19 protein-coding genes are annotated in these 18,057 nt (G+C 63.3%); 10 read left to right on the top strand and 9 right to left on the bottom strand.

Annotated features, from left to right (window positions below; genetic code table 11):
• Positions 1-194: 194 nt before the first annotated feature.
• Both ACT89H_RS26035 and ACT89H_RS26030 read right to left on the bottom strand, forming a co-directional pair.
• A complete protein-coding gene (locus ACT89H_RS26035) occupies positions 195-869 on the bottom strand; it encodes an MspA family porin (RefSeq protein ID WP_445111296.1) in 675 nt (224 codons plus the stop codon).
• Positions 870-924: 55 nt separating this feature from the next.
• Positions 925-1,596, bottom strand: coding sequence for an MspA family porin (locus tag ACT89H_RS26030; protein ID WP_445111295.1), 672 nt, complete (start codon positions 1,594-1,596; stop codon positions 925-927).
• A 2,110-nt stretch (positions 1,597-3,706) separates the two neighbouring features.
• Here ACT89H_RS26030 and ACT89H_RS26025 point away from each other — a divergent pair.
• From ACT89H_RS26025 to ACT89H_RS25980, 10 genes are all read left to right on the top strand, one after another.
• Positions 3,707-4,306: a GntR family transcriptional regulator gene (locus ACT89H_RS26025; RefSeq protein ID WP_445111294.1), complete on the top strand. Its 600-nt coding sequence runs from the start codon at positions 3,707-3,709 to the stop codon at positions 4,304-4,306.
• 431 nt (positions 4,307-4,737) lie between these two features.
• Positions 4,738-5,343, top strand: a complete 606-nt coding sequence (locus tag ACT89H_RS26020) for a TetR/AcrR family transcriptional regulator (RefSeq protein ID WP_445111348.1) — start codon at positions 4,738-4,740, stop codon at positions 5,341-5,343.
• A gap of 391 nt (positions 5,344-5,734) precedes the next feature.
• A complete protein-coding gene (locus ACT89H_RS26015; protein ID WP_445111347.1) occupies positions 5,735-6,937 on the top strand; it encodes an acyl-CoA dehydrogenase family protein in 1,203 nt (400 codons plus the stop codon).
• Entirely contained in the window at positions 6,937-7,932 is a 996-nt protein-coding gene (locus ACT89H_RS26010) for an NADPH:quinone oxidoreductase family protein (protein ID WP_445111293.1), read from the top strand. Before ACT89H_RS26015 ends, ACT89H_RS26010 begins: the two co-directional genes overlap by 1 nt.
• A 34-nt stretch (positions 7,933-7,966) precedes the next feature.
• Entirely contained in the window at positions 7,967-8,443 is a 477-nt protein-coding gene (locus tag ACT89H_RS26005) for a MaoC family dehydratase (RefSeq protein ID WP_445111292.1), read from the top strand.
• 88 nt (positions 8,444-8,531) lie between these two features.
• Positions 8,532-9,899, top strand: coding sequence for a hypothetical protein (locus tag ACT89H_RS26000; protein WP_445111291.1), 1,368 nt, complete (start codon positions 8,532-8,534; stop codon positions 9,897-9,899).
• A gap of 2 nt (positions 9,900-9,901) precedes the next feature.
• Positions 9,902-10,813, top strand: a complete 912-nt coding sequence (gene purU, locus ACT89H_RS25995; RefSeq protein ID WP_445111290.1) for a formyltetrahydrofolate deformylase — start codon at positions 9,902-9,904, stop codon at positions 10,811-10,813.
• A 17-nt stretch (positions 10,814-10,830) separates the two neighbouring features.
• Positions 10,831-11,691 (top strand): methylenetetrahydrofolate reductase, encoded by an 861-nt coding sequence (locus tag ACT89H_RS25990; protein ID WP_445111289.1) that lies wholly within the window; start codon positions 10,831-10,833, stop codon positions 11,689-11,691.
• Positions 11,688-11,990: a hypothetical protein gene (locus ACT89H_RS25985; RefSeq protein ID WP_445111288.1), complete on the top strand. Its 303-nt coding sequence runs from the start codon at positions 11,688-11,690 to the stop codon at positions 11,988-11,990. The genes ACT89H_RS25990 and ACT89H_RS25985 overlap by 4 nt, the downstream gene beginning before the upstream one ends.
• Positions 11,990-12,517 (top strand): TetR family transcriptional regulator, encoded by a 528-nt coding sequence (locus ACT89H_RS25980; protein WP_445111287.1) that lies wholly within the window; start codon positions 11,990-11,992, stop codon positions 12,515-12,517. The genes ACT89H_RS25985 and ACT89H_RS25980 overlap by 1 nt, the downstream gene beginning before the upstream one ends.
• 158 nt (positions 12,518-12,675) lie before the next feature.
• Here ACT89H_RS25980 and ACT89H_RS25975 read toward each other — a convergent pair whose 3' ends face one another.
• The 7 genes from ACT89H_RS25975 to ACT89H_RS25945 form a co-directional block, all read right to left on the bottom strand.
• A complete protein-coding gene (locus ACT89H_RS25975; protein ID WP_445111286.1) occupies positions 12,676-13,551 on the bottom strand; it encodes a PaaX family transcriptional regulator in 876 nt (291 codons plus the stop codon).
• 61 nt (positions 13,552-13,612) lie between these two features.
• On the bottom strand, positions 13,613-13,888 hold the full coding sequence (locus ACT89H_RS25970; protein WP_445111285.1) for a hypothetical protein: 276 nt from the start codon (positions 13,886-13,888) through the stop codon (positions 13,613-13,615).
• A gap of 8 nt (positions 13,889-13,896) precedes the next feature.
• Complete coding sequence (locus tag ACT89H_RS25965; RefSeq protein WP_445111284.1) at positions 13,897-14,685, bottom strand: alpha/beta hydrolase family protein; 789 nt, start codon at positions 14,683-14,685, stop codon at positions 13,897-13,899.
• Positions 14,682-15,596, bottom strand: coding sequence for a zinc-dependent alcohol dehydrogenase (locus tag ACT89H_RS25960; protein ID WP_445111283.1), 915 nt, complete (start codon positions 15,594-15,596; stop codon positions 14,682-14,684). Before ACT89H_RS25960 ends, ACT89H_RS25965 begins: the two co-directional genes overlap by 4 nt.
• Positions 15,597-15,740: 144 nt before the next feature.
• Entirely contained in the window at positions 15,741-16,178 is a 438-nt protein-coding gene (locus tag ACT89H_RS25955; protein WP_445111282.1) for an ester cyclase, read from the bottom strand.
• Positions 16,178-16,690 carry a flavin reductase family protein gene (locus ACT89H_RS25950; protein WP_445111281.1) on the bottom strand — a complete coding sequence of 171 codons (513 nt, stop codon included), beginning with the start codon at positions 16,688-16,690 and terminating at the stop codon, positions 16,178-16,180. The genes ACT89H_RS25955 and ACT89H_RS25950 overlap by 1 nt, the downstream gene beginning before the upstream one ends.
• Positions 16,691-16,826: 136 nt before the next feature.
• Positions 16,827-18,047: an LLM class flavin-dependent oxidoreductase gene (locus ACT89H_RS25945; RefSeq protein ID WP_445111280.1), complete on the bottom strand. Its 1,221-nt coding sequence runs from the start codon at positions 18,045-18,047 to the stop codon at positions 16,827-16,829.
• Positions 18,048-18,057: the final 10 nt, after the last annotated feature.

Below are 18,057 nucleotides of genomic sequence, written 5' to 3'. Positions count from 1 at the left end.
ATCACCATGTCGAGATTCGTCACCCTCGACTCCATCGACCGCCACCTCCGCCGGGATTCGCTAGGAAACCACGTTCAGATTCACCAGGTAAACCACACGGGCGGGCCACCCAGAGTAGGGCAACCCGCCCGTACAGCGGTTGGCAGACGGAGAGGGGGCTCGCCCGCCGACCGGGGTCAACGATGCCGGAACGCTCAGCCGATGCTGAAGGGCTGGCCCCAGAGCGTCACCCAACTGGTCACCGTGTCAGTGAATATCTCCACACTCACAAACGCGCGGGCTTGTGCGTAGCCTGCGCAGCCGCTCAACCCGATGCTCTCATCGGCCCAGGTCACCGACGCACTGGTGCCCTGGAACGAATTGTAGGCGTAGTGGTATTCGTTACCGTAACCGTCCGGTTTCTCGAGGTCGAGCACGTAGAACGATTTCGCCTGGCCCGGGCCGAGCGACAGATTCGCTCCGCCATTGCCACCGACATCTCCGGTTGCACCGCCATTGCCGTCGCTGGTCACAGTTCCGGCCGCGCCGCCATTGACGCCGCCGCCGGCAATATTGACCTGGCATCCGACGGTGTAACCGGGCCAAATACTGCCCGCGGCACCCGTACCTGAGACTTCCACCTGAGCTGAGGCCGAGACCCATGCGTTCCGGTGTATCGGCGTTGCGCCCATCGACGGACTGATCGTGGCCGACTCATCCGCCAGGCGAACTGTTATCACGGTGCCGTCGGACAACGTCTTGACGATTTCGGCGCCGGGCAGCGGCACGAAAGTGTCGGCGTTCGCGGCACCGGTGGAGAACAAACCCATCGCTACCGTGGCGGCGGCACCCATGCCCGCCAGCCGTGCCAGTCCCTTGTGGTTGATCATGTACTTGCTACCTTCGAGGGTCGTGATTTCTCGCTTCAATGGCTGGTGATGGACGTCAGCCGATGCTGAACGGCATGCCATAGAGCGTCGTCTTCGAGTAGTGGTCACCGATGATCTCGACCACTGTGTAGGCACGGGCTTGCGCGTAGCCGGCGCATCCTTGAATCTGGATCTCGGCGTCTTGGTACTCCACCGAATACGTGCCAGGCTTGACGATGTCCTTGTAATCGATCTGTACGAATTTGACCTCGCCAGGTCCCAAGTTCACACCGACCGAGCCCCCAACCGTCCCGCTGGTGAGGCTCACGCCCATGGACAGGCCCGCCGAAATTGCATCTTCGCCGATCGCGACCTGACAGCCGACGATATAGCCGGTGTTCAGCTGTGACGCACCGTGGGTCGAGGAGTTGTTACTTCCCGGCGAATTGGTGGCACCGTTGGCTGGACCAACAACGCCGTCGGGAGTTTCCGCAACGTCCGCGGTCACGTTGCCAGACACCCATACAACACGACCCGCGCCGTTCGCAGCCATCGACGGGGAGATAACCGCCCGCTCGTCGGACCGCGTCAAATTCACATTCGGGCCGGACTTCTGGCCGTCCGGCAGTGGCACGAAGGTATCAGCATTAGCCGCACCCGAGGAGAGCAATCCGATAGCAACTGTTGCCGCGATACAAATCGCTGAGCCGGGTGCTGAGACGGCGGGAGACGTAGTGAAGACTTTCATGATTCCTTGTCGATTCCTCGCAGCCACACAGATCAGTGACTGCCACAAAAGGGTGAGTGCGCAGAAATAGAGTCACCGACCAGTAGAATTTCTGGCTGCCGCTTTCTGGCTGCTGCTGCGCCGCAAAGGTTGTAGCTTCTTTGCAGGTAGTTCCAAGTCACGGATGAAATGTTCAACGCCTCAGCGGGACCCGGATTCGTCAGGTAGTACTGAGGTTTGATCCTGTACGGCCGTGATGTCAGATTTCCTGACCCGTTGCCCATTTGCTTGTTGTAGCCGGTGGCCTGGGGCGCTGAAGAAGACCTTAAATTTCCTCGATCAAGGCGGCGACCTATATCGCCTGGGGATTATGTGATTGATCATGCGGAATGTGTACCCGGTAATTCGGCGGCGTGCCAGGCCAGGTCTCACGCCGCGAGACCACTAGAATGCAGGCTGGTACACGATTCGCGGATATACCCAATGTGTACACTTTCTAAATCTGTTCGGCGACCCAAATGGGCCAGGGTGGTGGCCCCGTGAGAACCGACACCCGGCTTGGAATCTAACCGGAGCCGTTGAGGGCCTTCGTCACGGCCATGCCCGATCATCACAATGCCGATCCGGCGAAGAGGTATCGTGAACAGGTTCTCCCGCGTCCTCCATACACCATTCCCAAGCGGTCACTCCCTCCCACCGCCCGTAGTTCTCGCCAGAGAATCCGATAATTTGCAGCCAGCGCAAAGTCCAGTACCCGGCACGCTGTCGCCATGAAACGAACGAGTGACTTCTGCGCTGCCACAGGAAAGACATGCTGACAACAGCCACACCGAGGGTGATTGTCAACGACAAGAGCGAAATCGGCTTAGAAACCGTATTTCTTGGAACGTGAGCATGGGTCACTGCGGCAACAATAGGGCGGTGTACGGGGAGGTCGAAGTCCGGCCGCGGCCGACAACGACGCGGTCGAGATCTGCCCGCGAGTAGTGCGCCGGCGGAGCGTCGGTCGGCGGATGGAACGGCGGTGGGCGCGCACTCGGCGCGCCGGACCTGGTGTCCTGTATCCAGGTGTCGGAGTGTGCGGACTCGAGCAAGGATGCCTCCTCGGTATATGGCCGTCGACCGTCGCGAGAAACTCACGCTTCGAATGTTCGCGGCAATTGATGGGGCTTGAATAACCCCAACCAGCAGCGGCATTCGTCTCGGCTGACCCGCGCGTGCTGTAGACAATCAAAGGGCATTGGCGTGCTAGCATGTTAGCAACCCGGGGACATCTTCGGTAGACCCAAATATGGCGACGGTCGCCATCGACGGCTTGTGTCCATCTATCGTGGTCCATCCGATTCGTGGGGGGCATCGGCGGGCAGGCCGCCAAGCCTGCGCGGAGCTGTCTGGCATGTCAGTGATCGACGGGAAGCGCCAGTGAGCACGCGATCCAGAGAACTGAGCTTGATTTTTAGTGCGCCACGAGCGCGGAAGGGAAGGTCTGATAGGTAGGTGACTGCTGTGCAGGAGATGAAGTTTTTGTGGCCCTTCGGCGTCGCCCTTCGGGGGGTGGCGTCAAACCGCCTCGAGCTGCGTTGGCTGAAGACCGTCGTGGTGACCGTCGAGGGAGAAGGCGTCCAGTCAGGGCGTCAGGTGGGGACCGGGAAGGCGAGCGTGAGCGAACCGCTGATGACGTGTCGAAACAAGTAGCTGACATCAAAACCGGGGCGGTTGAATGGCGCCGGGATGAGCCTGGAGAGAGGCCGGTTATCGGCCGGGTGGTGTCCGGCATGGAGGCGGCGCGAGTCCGGTCTGCGGCTTCCGCCTGGTGAGGTGAAAACCCCAGTAGGCGTTGAAGTCCCTGTTGGCTGTCAACGTCGGTTGAATTCAACCGGACGCGACATTGGCATCGGCGGCTTGGCCGGCGATGTCCGGCGAGGATCTGCGTCGGCATGGTCGGTGCCCCAGTACACTCCAGCGGCCGGATCATCGGCGGCGTGGAAGTACCCGAATAGGGAACGTTCGCAGCGCGCACTTGCTGCCTTCGCGTAAGCCGCGAGCCATTAGCATGAGGTTCATGCCAGCTTCCACGAACCGATCGAGGTCTCACAGTCGGGTCACCCCGGTCAAACGACGGTCGATCGCCGTGTACGACGAGGTGAAGGAAGGCATTCTCACCGGTACATATGCGCCAGGTAGTTGGCTGTCGATCGACGAACTCGGCAGACGGTTCGAGGTCAGCCGTCAACCGGTCATGGAGGCCATGCGCCGACTATCAACCGAATGGTTGGTCGAGATAGTTCCACAGGTAGGGTGCCGGGTAGCCAGCTACGACCGTCAGCCACTGGAGGACTACTTCGCGACCTTCAGCGAGCTCGAGGCTCATGTGGCCGAGCTGGCAGCGAAACGACGAACCCAGTCGCAGATGGACAAGCTCGAAGAGGTCCTCGGACGGTTTGAGCAGGAAACTCGGAGCAACGAGCGTCGCGCGTTGATCCGCGAAGCTCACGACACCATCCTGGAAATGGCCCACTCCCTGATCCTTGCTCAACTCTGCGAGCAGATGTGGGACTTCGGAGAGTACGTATGGACGACTCTGTCTCACTCGGATCAGGAGTACGAGGAAGCCCTCAGCGAATGGTTGGCGACACTGCGTCGTCTGACACAGGCGATTTCGAATCAGAATGCAAGTCTGGCCAGGTTGCACATGGTTGTCTGGATCACGGGCACGTCGCCTTCGGCATAATAGTAGAAAGGTTGTCCGACGCGTATCGACACTCCCCGCTAGTGTGTGGGTCCCGAAATTCGACTTCTAACTATCTATGGTGGTTGGGATGGCGGGTTCCGGGCGTGACGATGTCGAGTTCGTGCTGACCGATGACGAGCGGGCGCAGCTTGGGTCGCGTGGTCGCGGGCGGGGTCGTCGCGGGTGGCGGTGCGGGCGCGGATTGTGCTCGGTTGCGCTGAACCCGGCGTGGTGGATGAGCGGTTGGCCGCCGATCTCGGTGACCGCGATGACGGTGGGCAAGTGGCGCAAGCGGTTTCGCGAGTCACGGCTGGATGGATCGAGCGACGGCGAGCGGGCGGGGCGGCCGAAAGCGGAGTTGGTGTTGACCGATGACGAGTGCGAGCAGTTGACGCGCTGGTCTCGGTCCGTTGGGCGGAACGAACAGTGAGGTGCGGGTGAGCCGTAGTAGACCGGCTAAGACCCAGGTGCGTGCGGGGCGAGCGCCGATCGTGCGGTCAGCTTTGGACAACTTCCAGAAGCTCGGGTACCACGGGACGTCGATGCGTGATATCGCCCGTGATGCCAAGGTGACGGTAGCCGCGATCTATCACCACTTCCCGTCCAAGCAGCAGATTCTCCGAGAGATTATGACAACCGTCCTCGTTGACGCGCTGTCGGAGACTCGGGCGGCGGTGGAGGGCGCCGGCGAGCGGCCGGTCGACCAGCTCGCCGCGCTCATGCACGCCTGGGTGGTGTTCCACTGCCTGAGGCAGCCCGAGGCGCTCATCGCCGCCTCGGAGATTCGCAGCCTCGAACCTGAGTCCCGCGAATCGATCGTGGCGCTTCGTGATGAACAGGAGGAGCTATTCCGCCGCGTCGTTGATGACGGGCTGCGCGATGGCAGCTTCACAACCCCTGTTCCGCTGGAGGCCGTGCGCGCGCTGATCGCGATGGGGTCCTCGGTCGCCAGCTGGTATCGGCTCGGGGACGGACTCACGCCGGACGAGCTGGCCTCGCGGTACGTCGTGGTGGCTCTCGCAACCGTTGGTGCGTGAGCCGGCGTCATAGGTGGCGTGGTTGACGGCGATCAGTCGCCTTTGCCAGTATCTAAACGAACGTTTAGTTAGATAGCGAAGGGAGAACTATGCCTTACGCCACTGCCGACGCGGCGATGGACCCCGTGGCACTCAGTTGTTGGTTGGACGATCGTGTGTCCGGTGGCATCAATCACGTCATGTCGGTCGAGCTTCTCTCCGGAGGTCGATCCAACCCGACGTTGACTGTCTCGGACGGTCCGCGGAGACCGCTCCTGGACCGGGCGCTCCTCATCGCACGCATGTCTTCGGACTCGTGTCTGAGTGGCGGTCGCTTGTGACCGCCGCCGAGGCTGCGGCATCGCCCGTTTTCGGTGCTCTCTCTGCCGCTCTCGACCACGAGTCGCTCGATCTGCGTCCCTCTGCGGAGGCGCTGCGATTGAGAAGAGTCCTTGTCGAGTTCATGCACACCGATGTATTCCCCGCGGAGCACGAGTACGAGGTGCACCGTCTATCGGCAGGCCCCAGCGACCACTCCGTACCCCCGGTTGTGGAGCGGCTCAAGGCGCGAGCCAAGGAAAGGGGCCTCTGGAACCTATTCCTGCCGGCCGAGTCCGGGATCACCCAGGTCGACTATGCAGGACTCGCCGAGATCACCGGGTGGAGTCTGCACCTCGCACCTGAAGCCATCAACGGGCAGGCCCCGGATACGGGCAACATGGAACTGCTCCACCTCTTCGGCACGAGCGAGCAGAAGGCTCGCTGGCTCGGGCCGCTGCTCGGCGGCGAGATCCGCTCCGCGTTCTCCATGACCGAGCCGGAAGTGGCCAGCTCGGACGCAACCAACATCGAGACAACGATCCGGCGCGAAGGCGACCACTATGTCGTCAACGGTCGCAAGTGGTGGACCAGCGGTGCGGCCGACCCACGCTGTGAGCTACTCATCGTCATGGGCAAGACGGACCTTGGTGCCCAGCGCCACCGGCAGCAGTCGATGGTCCTCGTACCCCGCGACACGCCCGGAGTCCGGGTTGTTCGCGATGTGCCGGTCTTCGGTCGATATGACCAGCACGGGCACGTAGAAGTGGTCTACGACGATGTCCGAATCCCCGTTACCAACCGCCTTGGCGAGGAGGGCGCTGGATTCGCGATGGCCCAAGCACGCCTCGGGCCGGGACGCATCCACCATTGCATGAGAGCGATCGGTGCGGCCGAGCGAGCTCTGGCGATGATGGTCAGCAGGGCGCAGAAACGAGTCGCGTTCGGTCGGCCGCTCGCGGACCAGGGCATCATCCAGGGCCAGATTGCGCAGTCGCGCATCGAAATCGAGCAGGCGCGGCTCATGTGTCAGGCTGCCGCCAGGACCATCGACGTACATGGCAATGCGGCTGCCGCTGCACAGGTCTCCATGGCGAAGGTCGCGGTGCCCCGAATCGTCCTCGGAGTGATCGACCGCGCCATCCAGGTCCACGGAGGGCTCGGAATAAGTGACGACGTGCCACTGGCGGCAATGTACGGGTGGCACCGCGCGATGAGGATCTTCGACGGCCCTGACGAGGTTCACCTTCGCACTATCGCCCGACTCGAACTCGAGAAGAACGGACAGCACGGCTGATGGCCAACGGGAAGATGCGTGCGCTGGTTCTGGCCGAGTATGCCGGACCAGCCGCACTATGCGTAGCTGACGTCGAGGTACCGCGTCGGGAGCGCGATGAGCTCCTCCTCCAGGTGTGGGCGATCGGCATCAACTACCCGGATTTGCTCCTGGTGAAAGGGAAGTATCAGCATCGGCCCGACCCGCCGATTGTCCCTGGGTGTGAGGTCGCCGGAGTCGTTGTCGAAGCGTCGGCGGAGAGCCGGTTCCGGGTGGGCGACCGAGTAGCCGCGTTCATCTGGGACGGCGGATTCGCCGAGTACGCACGTGTGCCTGCTCGGCAGGCCGTGCACATCCCCGAGTCCGTCTCCTTCTCCGACGCGGCGGCGGGCCTGGTCAACAACCACACTGCCTACTTCGCTCTGGCACGCCGGGCGCGGACCGAACCTGGGGAGAGCGTGCTGGTGCTGGGCGCAGCCGGGGGCGTCGGAACTGCAGCCGTGCAGGTCGCTGCCGGGATCGGAGCCAGAGTGATCGCCGGCGTCTCCCGCCCCGAGCGTGCGCCGGTGGCCCGCGCTGCGGGTGCACAGGAAGTGGTCGTCCTCGAGCATGGCTTCGCCGCCGAGATACGTCAGTTGACCGACGGGCGCGGAGTCGATGTGGTCGTCGATCCGGTCGGCGGGTGGGTGGCAGGCGAAGCCCTGCGATCTCTGGCGCCGGAGGGAAGGCTCATGGTCGTGGGTTTTGCGGCAGGGGAGATCCCAGAGGTCGCGTTCAACCGGCTGCTCCTCCGCAACATCAGCGTCATGGGGGTGGCGTTCGGCGCATTCATCGACCTCGAGCCCACGTTGATGCAGACCCAGGCTGTCGACCTCGATGAAATGACCCGCCGGGGAGTCGTCAGACCGCACATCGGTGGGCAGTTCACCTTCGAGGAGATCCCGACGGCGCTCGCTCGGCTCGACGCAGGTGCGGTCTCCGGAAAAGCCATTGCGTTCGTGCGCGGCGATGAGTGATTACGCGAATCCATACAACCGAAAAGAAGTAACCATGACGAAGAACCAGCACATAGCCCCCATCCGGTTCGACGGCCTCGAATCGTTGCAGTCCGCGGTCGGCACCCACCTTGGCGAGTCTGCATGGCGCGAGGTCGACCAGGCTCAGGTCAACACCTTCGCTGACCTGACTGCGGACCACCAGTGGATCCACGTTGACGTCGAGCGCGCGGCGCAGAGCCCGCTCGGGGCCACGCTCGCGCATGGATTTCTCACGCTTGGGATGGTGCCCGCCATGGCAGAGGAGGTGTACCTGTACGAGGGCTTCACGATGAGCCTGAACTATGGCGCGAACAAGCTCCGCTTCCCAAGCCCCTTGCATGTCGGATCGCGGGTGCGCGGCTCGTTCGAGCTTGCAGCCGTTACCAAGACCGATGCCGGCTATCTGGTGCAGGTCGATGTGACCGTGGAGGTCGAGGGATTCGCCAAGCCCGCTTGCTACGTGGAGTGGCTGGTACTCCTGGTCCCCTGACTCTTCCGGACGATTCTGCGACCCTTCCTTACTTACCATACGTATGGTAAGTTTGAGATCACGCACAGATGGTCCAGGGAGGGTCCACATGACGCCGGTACGGGAGAGTCTGAACCTCCAGCAGCGAATCGACGCCGCTGGAGGCCCGGTCGCGATGCTTCGCGGCAATGAATACGGATTGTCCGACTTCGGTTACGCGCACACGCCGTTCGAGTTCACGAATTGGAGGGACGAGCAGCGTTCATGGATGCAGACCGTCGGCCTCATGGAGCTGTCGTACTTCATGACCGAACTGCACCTGCGCGGACCCGAAGTAATCTCGTTCCTCGAGCAGTTCGTGGTGAACAAGCTCGATCCATTCCGCACGCTGCGGGCGAAGCAGCTCGTGCTCGCCGCACCCGACGGTTACCACCTCTCCGACGGGATCTGCTTCCACGAGGAAGACGACTTCTTTCGCATCGTCGGAATGTCCCCGGTGGTCGACGACTGGCTCCTCTACAACGCCGCTAGCAGCGAGTTCGATTTCACCATCGAGCAAAAGACGCTGGATCTTCCGCGCGACGTCTTCCGTCTGCAGGTCCAAGGCCCCAATGCCTTGGCTCTCATGACCGAGGCTGTGGGCGGTTCGATCCCCGATATCTCCTTCTTCGGCATTGGCGAGCTCGAGATCGCGGGCACACGCGTCCGCGCTCTCCGTCACGGGATGGCGGGAGCCGCGGGATTCGAGATCTACGGCCCGTGGGCAGACCACGAGCGGGTGCGCGACGAGCTGCGAACGGTCGGCGAGAAGCATGGCCTCCGCATGATCGGCGATGCGGCCTATCGTTCCACATCGCAGGAGTCCGGGTGGCTGCCCGAGCCGCTCCCCGCCATTTACGAGGCAGCGGAACTGCGGTCGTTCCGTGAGTCGCTCGACGGCACCAACTATGCGGGCATCGCCTCGCTGGGCGGATCGTTCCTGTCCGACGATGTGAGGGACTACTACGTCGATCCGATCGAGGCCGGCTACGGGTCGTTTATCGACTGGGACCGGGACTTCGTCGGTCGGGATGCACTGGCCGGCAAGTCCGAACGACGAGTGAAGGTCACCTTGGAGTGGAACGACGACGACGTCGTCAGCGCTATCGCGTCCACTCTCTTCGGGAAGGGGCCCGGCGCGCGATTCATCGGCCTGCCGACGCCCATCAACTCCTTCTACACAGCGGACTCACTCAGCCGAGACGGACAGCACGCCGGCCTGTCGTACTGGGGTTCCTACACGGCCAACGCACGCAAGGTAATTTCCACCGCGCTGGTCGACCCGGAGCTCGCCGCCGTCGGCACCGAGCTCACCTTGCTGTGGGGTGAGCCGGGCTCCACCCGAGTCGCGGTCGACGCGCACGAGTTGCGGGAGATCAGGGTCACTGTCGCCCCGTCGCCGTACTTCGAGAAGCTCATCAAGACGGGAGGGCAGTAGGCATGCCTGCGACGACCGTGACAGTGCCGGCGCAGACCGCCGATGAGACATTGTCGGTTCGGGACGAGGGCAGGCTTCTCGTGCACGGGACCGACCGCCCGGGCATCGTCGCCGCCGTCTCGGCGGCGCTGACGGCCGCAGGTGCAAACATTGTCTCCCTGGACCAGCACTCGACGGATCCCAGCGGTGGGCGCTTCTTCCAGCGGACGGTGTTCAGGATGCCGAACCTGATGGCTGCGCGTCCCGCACTCGAGGGCGTACTCGCAGACGAGATCGGTGGAAAGCTCGGTCTCGAATGGCGTCTCGCCGCCGCAGCCCGCCCCAAGCGTGTCGCGATCCTGGCCTCCAAGGCCGACCACTGTCTTCTCGACCTGCTGTGGCGTCAGCGCCGCAACGAGATTCAAATGAAGGTGGAGATGGTGATCTCCAACCATCCAGATCTGGCAGGAGATGTCCGCCAGTTCGACGTTCCGTACTTCCACATCCCCGTTGACAAAGGCGACAAGAGGAGCGCTGAGGAGGAGCAGATACGCCTGCTCGAGGGCAACGTCGACCTGATTGTCCTAGCCCGTTACATGCAGATCCTTTCCAGCAACTTCATCAATGGGGTCGAAGCACCGATCATCAACATCCATCACTCCTTCCTGCCCGCGTTCATCGGAGCTGGTCCCTACCGCAAGGCGAAGGAACGCGGCGTCAAGCTGGTCGGTGCGACCGCCCACTATGTCACCGAGGATCTGGACGAGGGCCCGATCATCGAGCAGGACGTGGCGCGCGTGACCCATGTCGAGTCGGCAGAGCGTCTTGCCCAACGAGGTGCCGACGTGGAGCGGATGGTGCTTGCCAGAGCCGTCACGTGGCACTGCGAGGACCGAGTTCTGCGCGACGGCAACAGCACGGTGGTGTTCGCATGACAGTCGATCCGGCACAGGTGGCGGCGCGAGTGCAGGCGGCGCTGAGTGACTTCTCGCTCGAGATGACGGGAAGGGATGTCGGCCACGTGGCGAACGCGGTAGCCGTGATCCCCGCAGGCGCCCGCGTCAACGTGGCCTTCCTGGAGAACGAGAGTCTCGAGGACCGGCTGGCGGCGGCCCGCGCGGTCCTCGATGGGGGAATGGTCCCGGTTCCGCACATCGCCGCGCGCCGCGTTCCATCCGAGGCGGCGCTCTATGAGTTCCTTGCGGCGCTCCAATCCGAAAGCGCATCGGACGAGGTTTTCGCGGTGGCGGGTGACCCTTCCACCCCGCACGGTCCATACGGCGATTCGTTCGAGCTCATCCAGTCCGGGCGCCTGCAGTCCTTCGGCGTGCGTCGGGTCAGCATCGCCGGCTATCCCGAGGGGCACCCACTCATCAGCCGGGAGAACCTCTGGCGCTCCTTGGAGCGGAAGGCGGAACTGCTCGCTGAGACAGGTATGGCCGGCTCGATCATTACGCAGTTCGGCTTCGACGTCGATCCCATCGTCGAGTGGGTCGAGGAGGTTCGTTCGCGCGGCATCGACATGCCGATCCGAATCGGCATACCGGGTCCTGCTGGGATCAGACGTCTGGTTCGATACGCGGCGCGCTTCGGTGTCGGTACGAGCGCAGGGATCGCGAAGAAGTACGGATTCTCGATCACCCACCTTGTCGGCACCGCTGGTCCCGACAAGTTCCTCCATGATCTCGCGGCGCGCTACCGCCTCGACACCCATGGGGACCTGCGGCTGCACTTCTACACCTTCGGCGGACTGGAGGCGACTTCCCGTTGGATCTCGGAGTTTCGCGATGCGACAAGCCAGAGGTCGGCATGACGGTCCTCATCGACGGAAAGGCGGTCGCAGGTCATTCGGCCGGCGTGCAGCTCCCCGGAGCACACGCCGTGGTCGTCGGCCGGTCAGAACTCGTGGGCAAGCCCATGAGCCAGCTCGACGTGGGTATCCACCGAACGCCTTCCGGTCTGACAGGCGATGTGGTGACACGGGATCTCCTGGGCCATGCCGGCTGGGTCACCCCCGTGCCGGGCGGAGTGGGACCGATGACGATCGCGATGCTGAAGAACACATTCCAAGCAGCTCGGCTGGCCGCACGTGGTCCTATAAGGTCGCTCTGATGGCTCAAACCAGAACTGTTCTTCTCGACGCGGCAATCGAGGTTCTCCGCAACGGAGGCAGGCTCACTCTCGACGCGGTTGCGGCCCAGACCGGGCTCACCAAGCCGGGAGTGGTCTACCACTTCAAGACCAAGGAGATCTTGATGACCGCGGTTGTCGATCACGTCGTGGACTCCTGGGAGGCGGATCTACAGGATCGCGTAGCGGTGGAATCCACAGCGGTGGAAAGGCTCGCCGCATACCTGCAATACGCGCTTCTTTCCGAATTCGATGCCAGCGACTTGGCGTTCTTGGAAGAGACCGGCCTTAGACGGGAACTGGTCGATCAGTGGAAGTCCAGGCTCGATCCTTGGTTCGGGAGCGATATCGGTTCGACGCCGAACCAACGGGCGGCCGCACAGACAGCTCGACTCGTCGCAGATGGGGCGTGGTTCGATCGTTCTATAGGGATCGTCGACCTCAGTTTGGCTGAGCGGAAGGCGATCCTCGAGCTCGCGTTGAGCCTCATCTCTTTCGATGAGGCCTGATACGGTCACTCGCAAATTGCAGGGTAGGACCGGGCTCGGGGCTATGGAGCGGGTGCCTTCGGCGCTTCCGCGTTTGCCGAAGCCGAGACGTTTCGGAGTTCGGCCACGCATGGCCGAACTCCGGATGTGCTAGACCTGGACAGCTCAGAGTTCTTGATCTACACGGCAGAACGGTCCTCTTGTTCGAGGTCGGGAACTGGCCAATGGCCCGCCGCGTAGGCCAGGGCTCTCCCCTCGAGCCTTTGGACGATGTTCTCGAATAGGCGTGCCGCCGCCGGAGCTCCCCAGTCGTCTCCCAGCAGTTGGAGCGGTAGACCTGGATCGCGGAACGGCAGATTCCGCCATCGATCGACCACGGTCAAGTACGTTGTGTACGCCTCTTGGCCACCGAGCACCTCCGCGCGGTCCACCCGATCCAGGCTCGGGCCGTGCGTCGCGATGAAGTCCCGGTAGTTGCGGTCCAGCCTGTCCAAGTCCCAGAGCTGGTGGATCAGCTCACCAAGGTCCTGTCCTCCCGCGTACTCACCGACGAAGACCGCACTTTGTTGAGTCAGACCAAGATCCGCGATCGCGTCCTTCGCCGCGTTCAGCATGCGCGCGGGGGCGATCCAGACGCCGTAACCGACGTTGCCGAACCCCAAGTTAGCAAGGCGTGTTCGAAGCTGGTGGCGTGTGGACCGCGCCGACTCTGGCACTGAGAAGTTCACGATGCACCATCCGTCACGCAGGTCGGCAGGTTGCCGGGCGTGCCAGATGAGCTCATCCCCGGCGGCCAACTCCCTGAGCGCCAGGTCGGTGAGTCGGTATCCCCGCGCACCGGCCCTGGCCTCCGAGATCAGCCATCCACGTTTCTTGAGCCGGAACACGGCGGACCTCACGCTCGGACCGTCGACGTCAAGGTGATCCATCATCTCGACGGTGCCGGCGATCGGCATCCAATTGCCCATGCGGCGGACGATGGAACCGAGGAAGCTCACTACAAGGTGGCGTGATTGACGCGATCCGGTTGGGTTGACGGTGTCGTTGTCGGTCACTCGGCCTCTCATCCCTCGATCGCTGAACATGCCGGGAATCGGATCTCGTGTCTGTTTCGACTCACTGAGTGCCGGTTGCTGGGGAGGGTTCGCCCTCGATGTGCTTCGTGACAACCATGATCTCCGGGTTTCCGAAGCCCTCGGTGCGGAAGAAGTGGGCGAACTCGACAGCTGCGTCGATGGAGGGGACGTCCATCAGGGTGACGAAGTCGTAGCGTCCCGCGACCCCGGTTCGACTCAGTACGGTGATCCCCAGTTCGCGCGTCTTCGCGAACGATCGCTCTTCTCGCCGAGAAGGATCGTTGAGACCGCCGTCGAACAGCGTTCCCATCGCCATCACTAGCATTATGTGGTCCCTTCGTGTGTGGTTGTGTGGCTGTGTCCCGTCGGGACCGATCTGGGGAGGCGGTCCACTATCCAGTCGACGGTGTGCCGCCAGTAGTCGTGTGTCGGGTCGAGCACGAACATGTGGTCACCGCCTGGTACCTCGAGTAGCTCGACCTCGTCACCGACCGATCGGGCGCGGTCGGCGTAGCGCCGACTATGGGCGATCGGCACACGTACGTCGTCGGTACCGTGCGCGACCAGTTGGGGGCACCCGATCGGCAGACGGGCAATGGGCGAAGCCGCGTCGTACGCCGAAGACTGTGCCTGCGGCAGACCGCCCATGAAGAGTGGGGTGGCCGACTCGCCGAGACCTGCCGCGGCACACGCCGGGAGGTCGGTGATCGGCGCCTGCGCGACGACTCCGCCGAGCCCGAGATCTGCCGCAGCCAGGAGAGCGAGGTGGCCTCCCGCAGAGTGGCCAACGGCCACGACCGATCCTGCGTCGACGGCCTCGAGGTCGAGGATCGCAGCGATTGCCGCGTGGACGTCCTCCAAGGTCGTCGGCCAGCCACCTTCTGCTCCGGGTGCGTCGATACGGCGATACTCGACGTTCCAGACGATGTGCCCTCGGTCTGCCAGGTCGCGGGCGAGCGGGGTCATCAGTGTGAGCGAGTGCTGTTGTCTCCACCAGCCGCCGTGGAGGAGCAGGACAACGCCGGGACGGGGATCGCCGGCGGGAGTCCAACGCTCGGCGAATTGGCTGGGATGGTCGCCGTAACTTGTAGTAAGGGGGTCCGATGTGGTCACCAGGAACCCACCAGCGCGCTGCGGAGCACCGTTTCAGGCTCGTCTACCGACGTGGCGAACGCCTGTGGTGCGTCCTCCCATGCGAACGAATGGGTGACAACCGCTGCCGTGTCCACAATATTCGACGCGACGAGGTCGACGGCCTCCGGATAGGCGCCCGGACCGCCCTTGATTCCCAGGACGGTCAGCTCCTTGAGCAACAACGACGGAGGAGAGATGCTGTGCGGGCCTCGGCCGACTACCGCGATGACGGATCCAGGGGGCGCCAAGCGTTCGGCAAGGTCTACGCCCGCACCGGCGGCCGAGGTCTCGACGATCAACCGCGGTCCGTTCCCACTGGCTAGTGCTTCCGCGTCGCTCGGGTCGACCGTTGCGACTCCGAGCTCCTCGCCGATCTCACGCCGGTGCGCTCGAGGCTCCACGACGACGCAGCTCCATCCGCGACTGCCCATTACCTGAGCCTGCAGGAGGCCCAATGGGCCACCGCCGACGATGATCGCCGACTCGAGTGCCCCCGCGAAGGGCGCGATCCGCTTCATGGTGTGAAGTGCCACTGCGACGGGCTCTAGTGCGGTAGCGGCCAGATCGCTGACACCGTCAGTGATCGGGATGACCAGACGCGCTGGTACGGCGACATACTCTGCGGCCATTCCGGGCCCGAGCATCCCGAGGTATCCGCCCGTAGGACACAGCTGGGTTGCGCCAGACTGGCACGCAGCGCAATCGCCACAGTGCAGGACTGGGTCCACGACGACGCGCTGTCCGAGTTCGAGGTTGTCAACGCCGGACCCGAGCGCATGAACGACCCCTGTAGCATCGTGGCCCACGATCCAGGGATACGTATCGCCGCGGCCGCCGAAGATGTGCAAATCGGTGCCGCACAGCCCGAGCGCTCGTACGCCGACGATCACCTCGCCGGGACCTGGCTCGGGCACTTCGTACGTCGCGATTCGGATCTCTCGTGGGCCGACGAGCTCGACGACCTTGCCGCCTGGTCGGACTTGTGGAGACATGTGGTGATACTCCCGTTGCTCAGAGTGTCAGGCCGACCATCTTCAGCCCAGTTCGGAAATGGGGATGATGCCCAAGGTGTGCAGCACGTCGGCCTTGTTCCAGGACGAGTGCTCTTCGACGATCAGACCGTCGGTGAACCGCGTCATCGTGATCCCGATGGCGTTGACGAGCTTTCCCGTCGGTGGCACACCGAAATAGGCTCCCGTGTGGTGTCCGGTGGCGGTCCACTTGCTGACCAGCCAATCCCGCTCGGTCACGGTCACCTCGGTATTCATGACCATGTCGGGGAAGGCTGCGAGCAGCGTGCCGTAGGTTCGGATCCACTCATCGCGGTCGAGCTGTCCGCTGGAGCTGTGTCGGACGAAGTCCGGATGCAGATGACGCCTCAAGACGGCAGCCACATCATCGGTGCTCGCAAGCTCCTCTCCCAGCCGAGCCATGAACTTCTTGTTCGCGTCTTCGGTTTCGGCGCCGCTCATCACTGGCCTCCGATTTCATCGCCGAGCAGCGGTGTGCTGTCGAAGAATTGCCGATTGAAGTACACGAGCGGCAATCGTCCTGAACGTTCGGCGTTGAGCACCCGACCGATGAAGATCGTGTGGGTGTAGGCCGGGATTCGAGTCTCGACCTGCAGTTCGAAGGACGCCGCGACGCCCGCCAGCAGCGGCGCGCCGTGCTTACCGAGGTGCCAGTCGACGGTGTCGAACTTCCGCGGATCGGACTTGCCCAACTTCGAAGCGATCTCCAGTTGATCGTGCGCGAGGATGTTGATCGCCATGTGGTCCTGAAGGAAGAACTTCGGGTACGACGTCGCGGTTGCGCCGAGGCAGACCAGGACCAGCGGCGGCTCGAGGGACAGACTCGAGAACGCGTTGACCGCCAGTCCGAACGGCTTTCCGTCGATCTCCGAGGTCACGATCGTCACGCCGGTCGGGTAGTAGCGATGGACGTCCTTGACCTTGTCCACCAGGACATCGTCGGGCGACGTCACCGGTGCGACGGAGGCAGTGGTACCCGTCGCAGGACTGGTCGATGTTGTTGACATTGCTGTAGTCCTTTCTGACTTGCGCAATCTCGCTCAGTTCATCCTCACGGGCCCTGCCCGCTGTTCGGAACCGACGACTCGCTCACGCGCTGGCGGAGGCCTTGGACTCCTCGTGCTGTGCTCGCGCCTTGGCGAGCCCGGCCTGGTAGGACGCCGAGTACGTGTTCATGTTGTTGCGCATGGTGTTCCACCGCTCCACCCGCCGGTCGACCGAGCCCTGGAAGTGCGGCATAACGTGCTGTGCGAAGAGCTCGTAGGAGCGGTTGGTCGCTGCATAGTTCGCCATATCGCTGGCCAGGACGAGGAATGATCCGAATCCACCGGACTTCTCCTGGAGCATCTCGATCTGGGCGATCGCATCGTCGGGCGTACCGATGATGGCGGCGCCGGACTCGCGCACGACATCGACCAGCGGCGTGCTGCCGCTCGCGTTGACGCTCTTGCGCAGCCCCTCCATCTGGCCGACCTCCCGGAAGAAGTATTCGCCCCATGCGTCGATGCCGTACTCGACGTCGCGGATAGCCTGCTGCCGGGTTTCCGCCAGATGCATCGGTGCAGTCATGCGCCAGGCGGAGCGAGGCGCACGTTGTACGCCGAACTCCTCAGCGCGCTGGCCGAGAATTTCCCAGTGTTCGTCCAGCACGGCAATGCCTGCCGGGTTGCTCGCACCGATGGAGAGAAGGCCGAGTCCATGCTTGCCGGCGAGGCGGGGACCTGAAGGGGAAATCATCGCTGCGCAGAGGATCTCCGGTCGAGGCTTTTGGAACGGCCGGAGGTTGAGCTTGGCGTTGACCATCTTGAACCACTCCGTCTCCATTGTGAGCGGCTCGTCGGAGGTCAGCAGATGGACGATCGCCTCCGTGGCTTCCTCGAGGCGGTTGCGAATGGAGCTGTAGTCGATTCCGAAGAGCTCGGTGTCCGAAGCCAGCGAGCCGGGACCGAGACCGAGGATGACGCGGCCCTCGGTCAGATGATCCAGCATGACGATTCGCTCAGCTGTGTTGAACGGGTGGTGGTAGACGGCGGAGACGACGCCAGTGCCCAGCTTGATCCGCTTCGTGCGCGGTGCGGCGCTGGCGATCATCAACTCCGGCGAACCGATCGTCTCGTATCCTCCGGAGTGGTGCTCGCCGAAGAACACCTCGTCGAACCCGAGCTGGTCGAGATGTACCACCAGGTCGAGGTCGCGCTTGAATGCCAGCGTCGGATTATGTCGGACGGGGTGGAACGGCGCGAGGAACATGCCGAACTTCATGTTCGACGAGAGATACTCGAGGGTCTCGACGGGGTCGGTGCTGTTCATGATTTCTCCC

The sequence above is a fragment of the Nocardia aegles genome, assembly GCF_052545135.1.
Note: the sequence above shows the minus strand (reverse complement) of the source record. Positions and strands in the feature narration are given on the sequence as shown.

Coding starts and splice junctions, on each gene's coding strand:
- ACT89H_RS26035 (WP_445111296.1), bottom strand. CDS start 869: ATGATCAACCACAAGGGACTGGCACGGCTGGCGGGCATGGGTGCCGCC.
- ACT89H_RS26030 (WP_445111295.1), bottom strand. CDS start 1,596: ATGAAAGTCTTCACTACGTCTCCCGCCGTCTCAGCACCCGGCTCAGCG.
- ACT89H_RS26010 (WP_445111293.1), top strand. CDS start 6,937: ATGGCCAACGGGAAGATGCGTGCGCTGGTTCTGGCCGAGTATGCCGGA.
- ACT89H_RS26005 (WP_445111292.1), top strand. CDS start 7,967: ATGACGAAGAACCAGCACATAGCCCCCATCCGGTTCGACGGCCTCGAA.
- ACT89H_RS26000 (WP_445111291.1), top strand. CDS start 8,532: ATGACGCCGGTACGGGAGAGTCTGAACCTCCAGCAGCGAATCGACGCC.
- purU (WP_445111290.1), top strand. CDS start 9,902: ATGCCTGCGACGACCGTGACAGTGCCGGCGCAGACCGCCGATGAGACA.
- ACT89H_RS25985 (WP_445111288.1), top strand. CDS start 11,688: ATGACGGTCCTCATCGACGGAAAGGCGGTCGCAGGTCATTCGGCCGGC.
- ACT89H_RS25980 (WP_445111287.1), top strand. CDS start 11,990: ATGGCTCAAACCAGAACTGTTCTTCTCGACGCGGCAATCGAGGTTCTC.
- ACT89H_RS25970 (WP_445111285.1), bottom strand. CDS start 13,888: ATGGCGATGGGAACGCTGTTCGACGGCGGTCTCAACGATCCTTCTCGG.
- ACT89H_RS25955 (WP_445111282.1), bottom strand. CDS start 16,178: ATGAGCGGCGCCGAAACCGAAGACGCGAACAAGAAGTTCATGGCTCGG.
- ACT89H_RS25945 (WP_445111280.1), bottom strand. CDS start 18,047: ATGAACAGCACCGACCCCGTCGAGACCCTCGAGTATCTCTCGTCGAAC.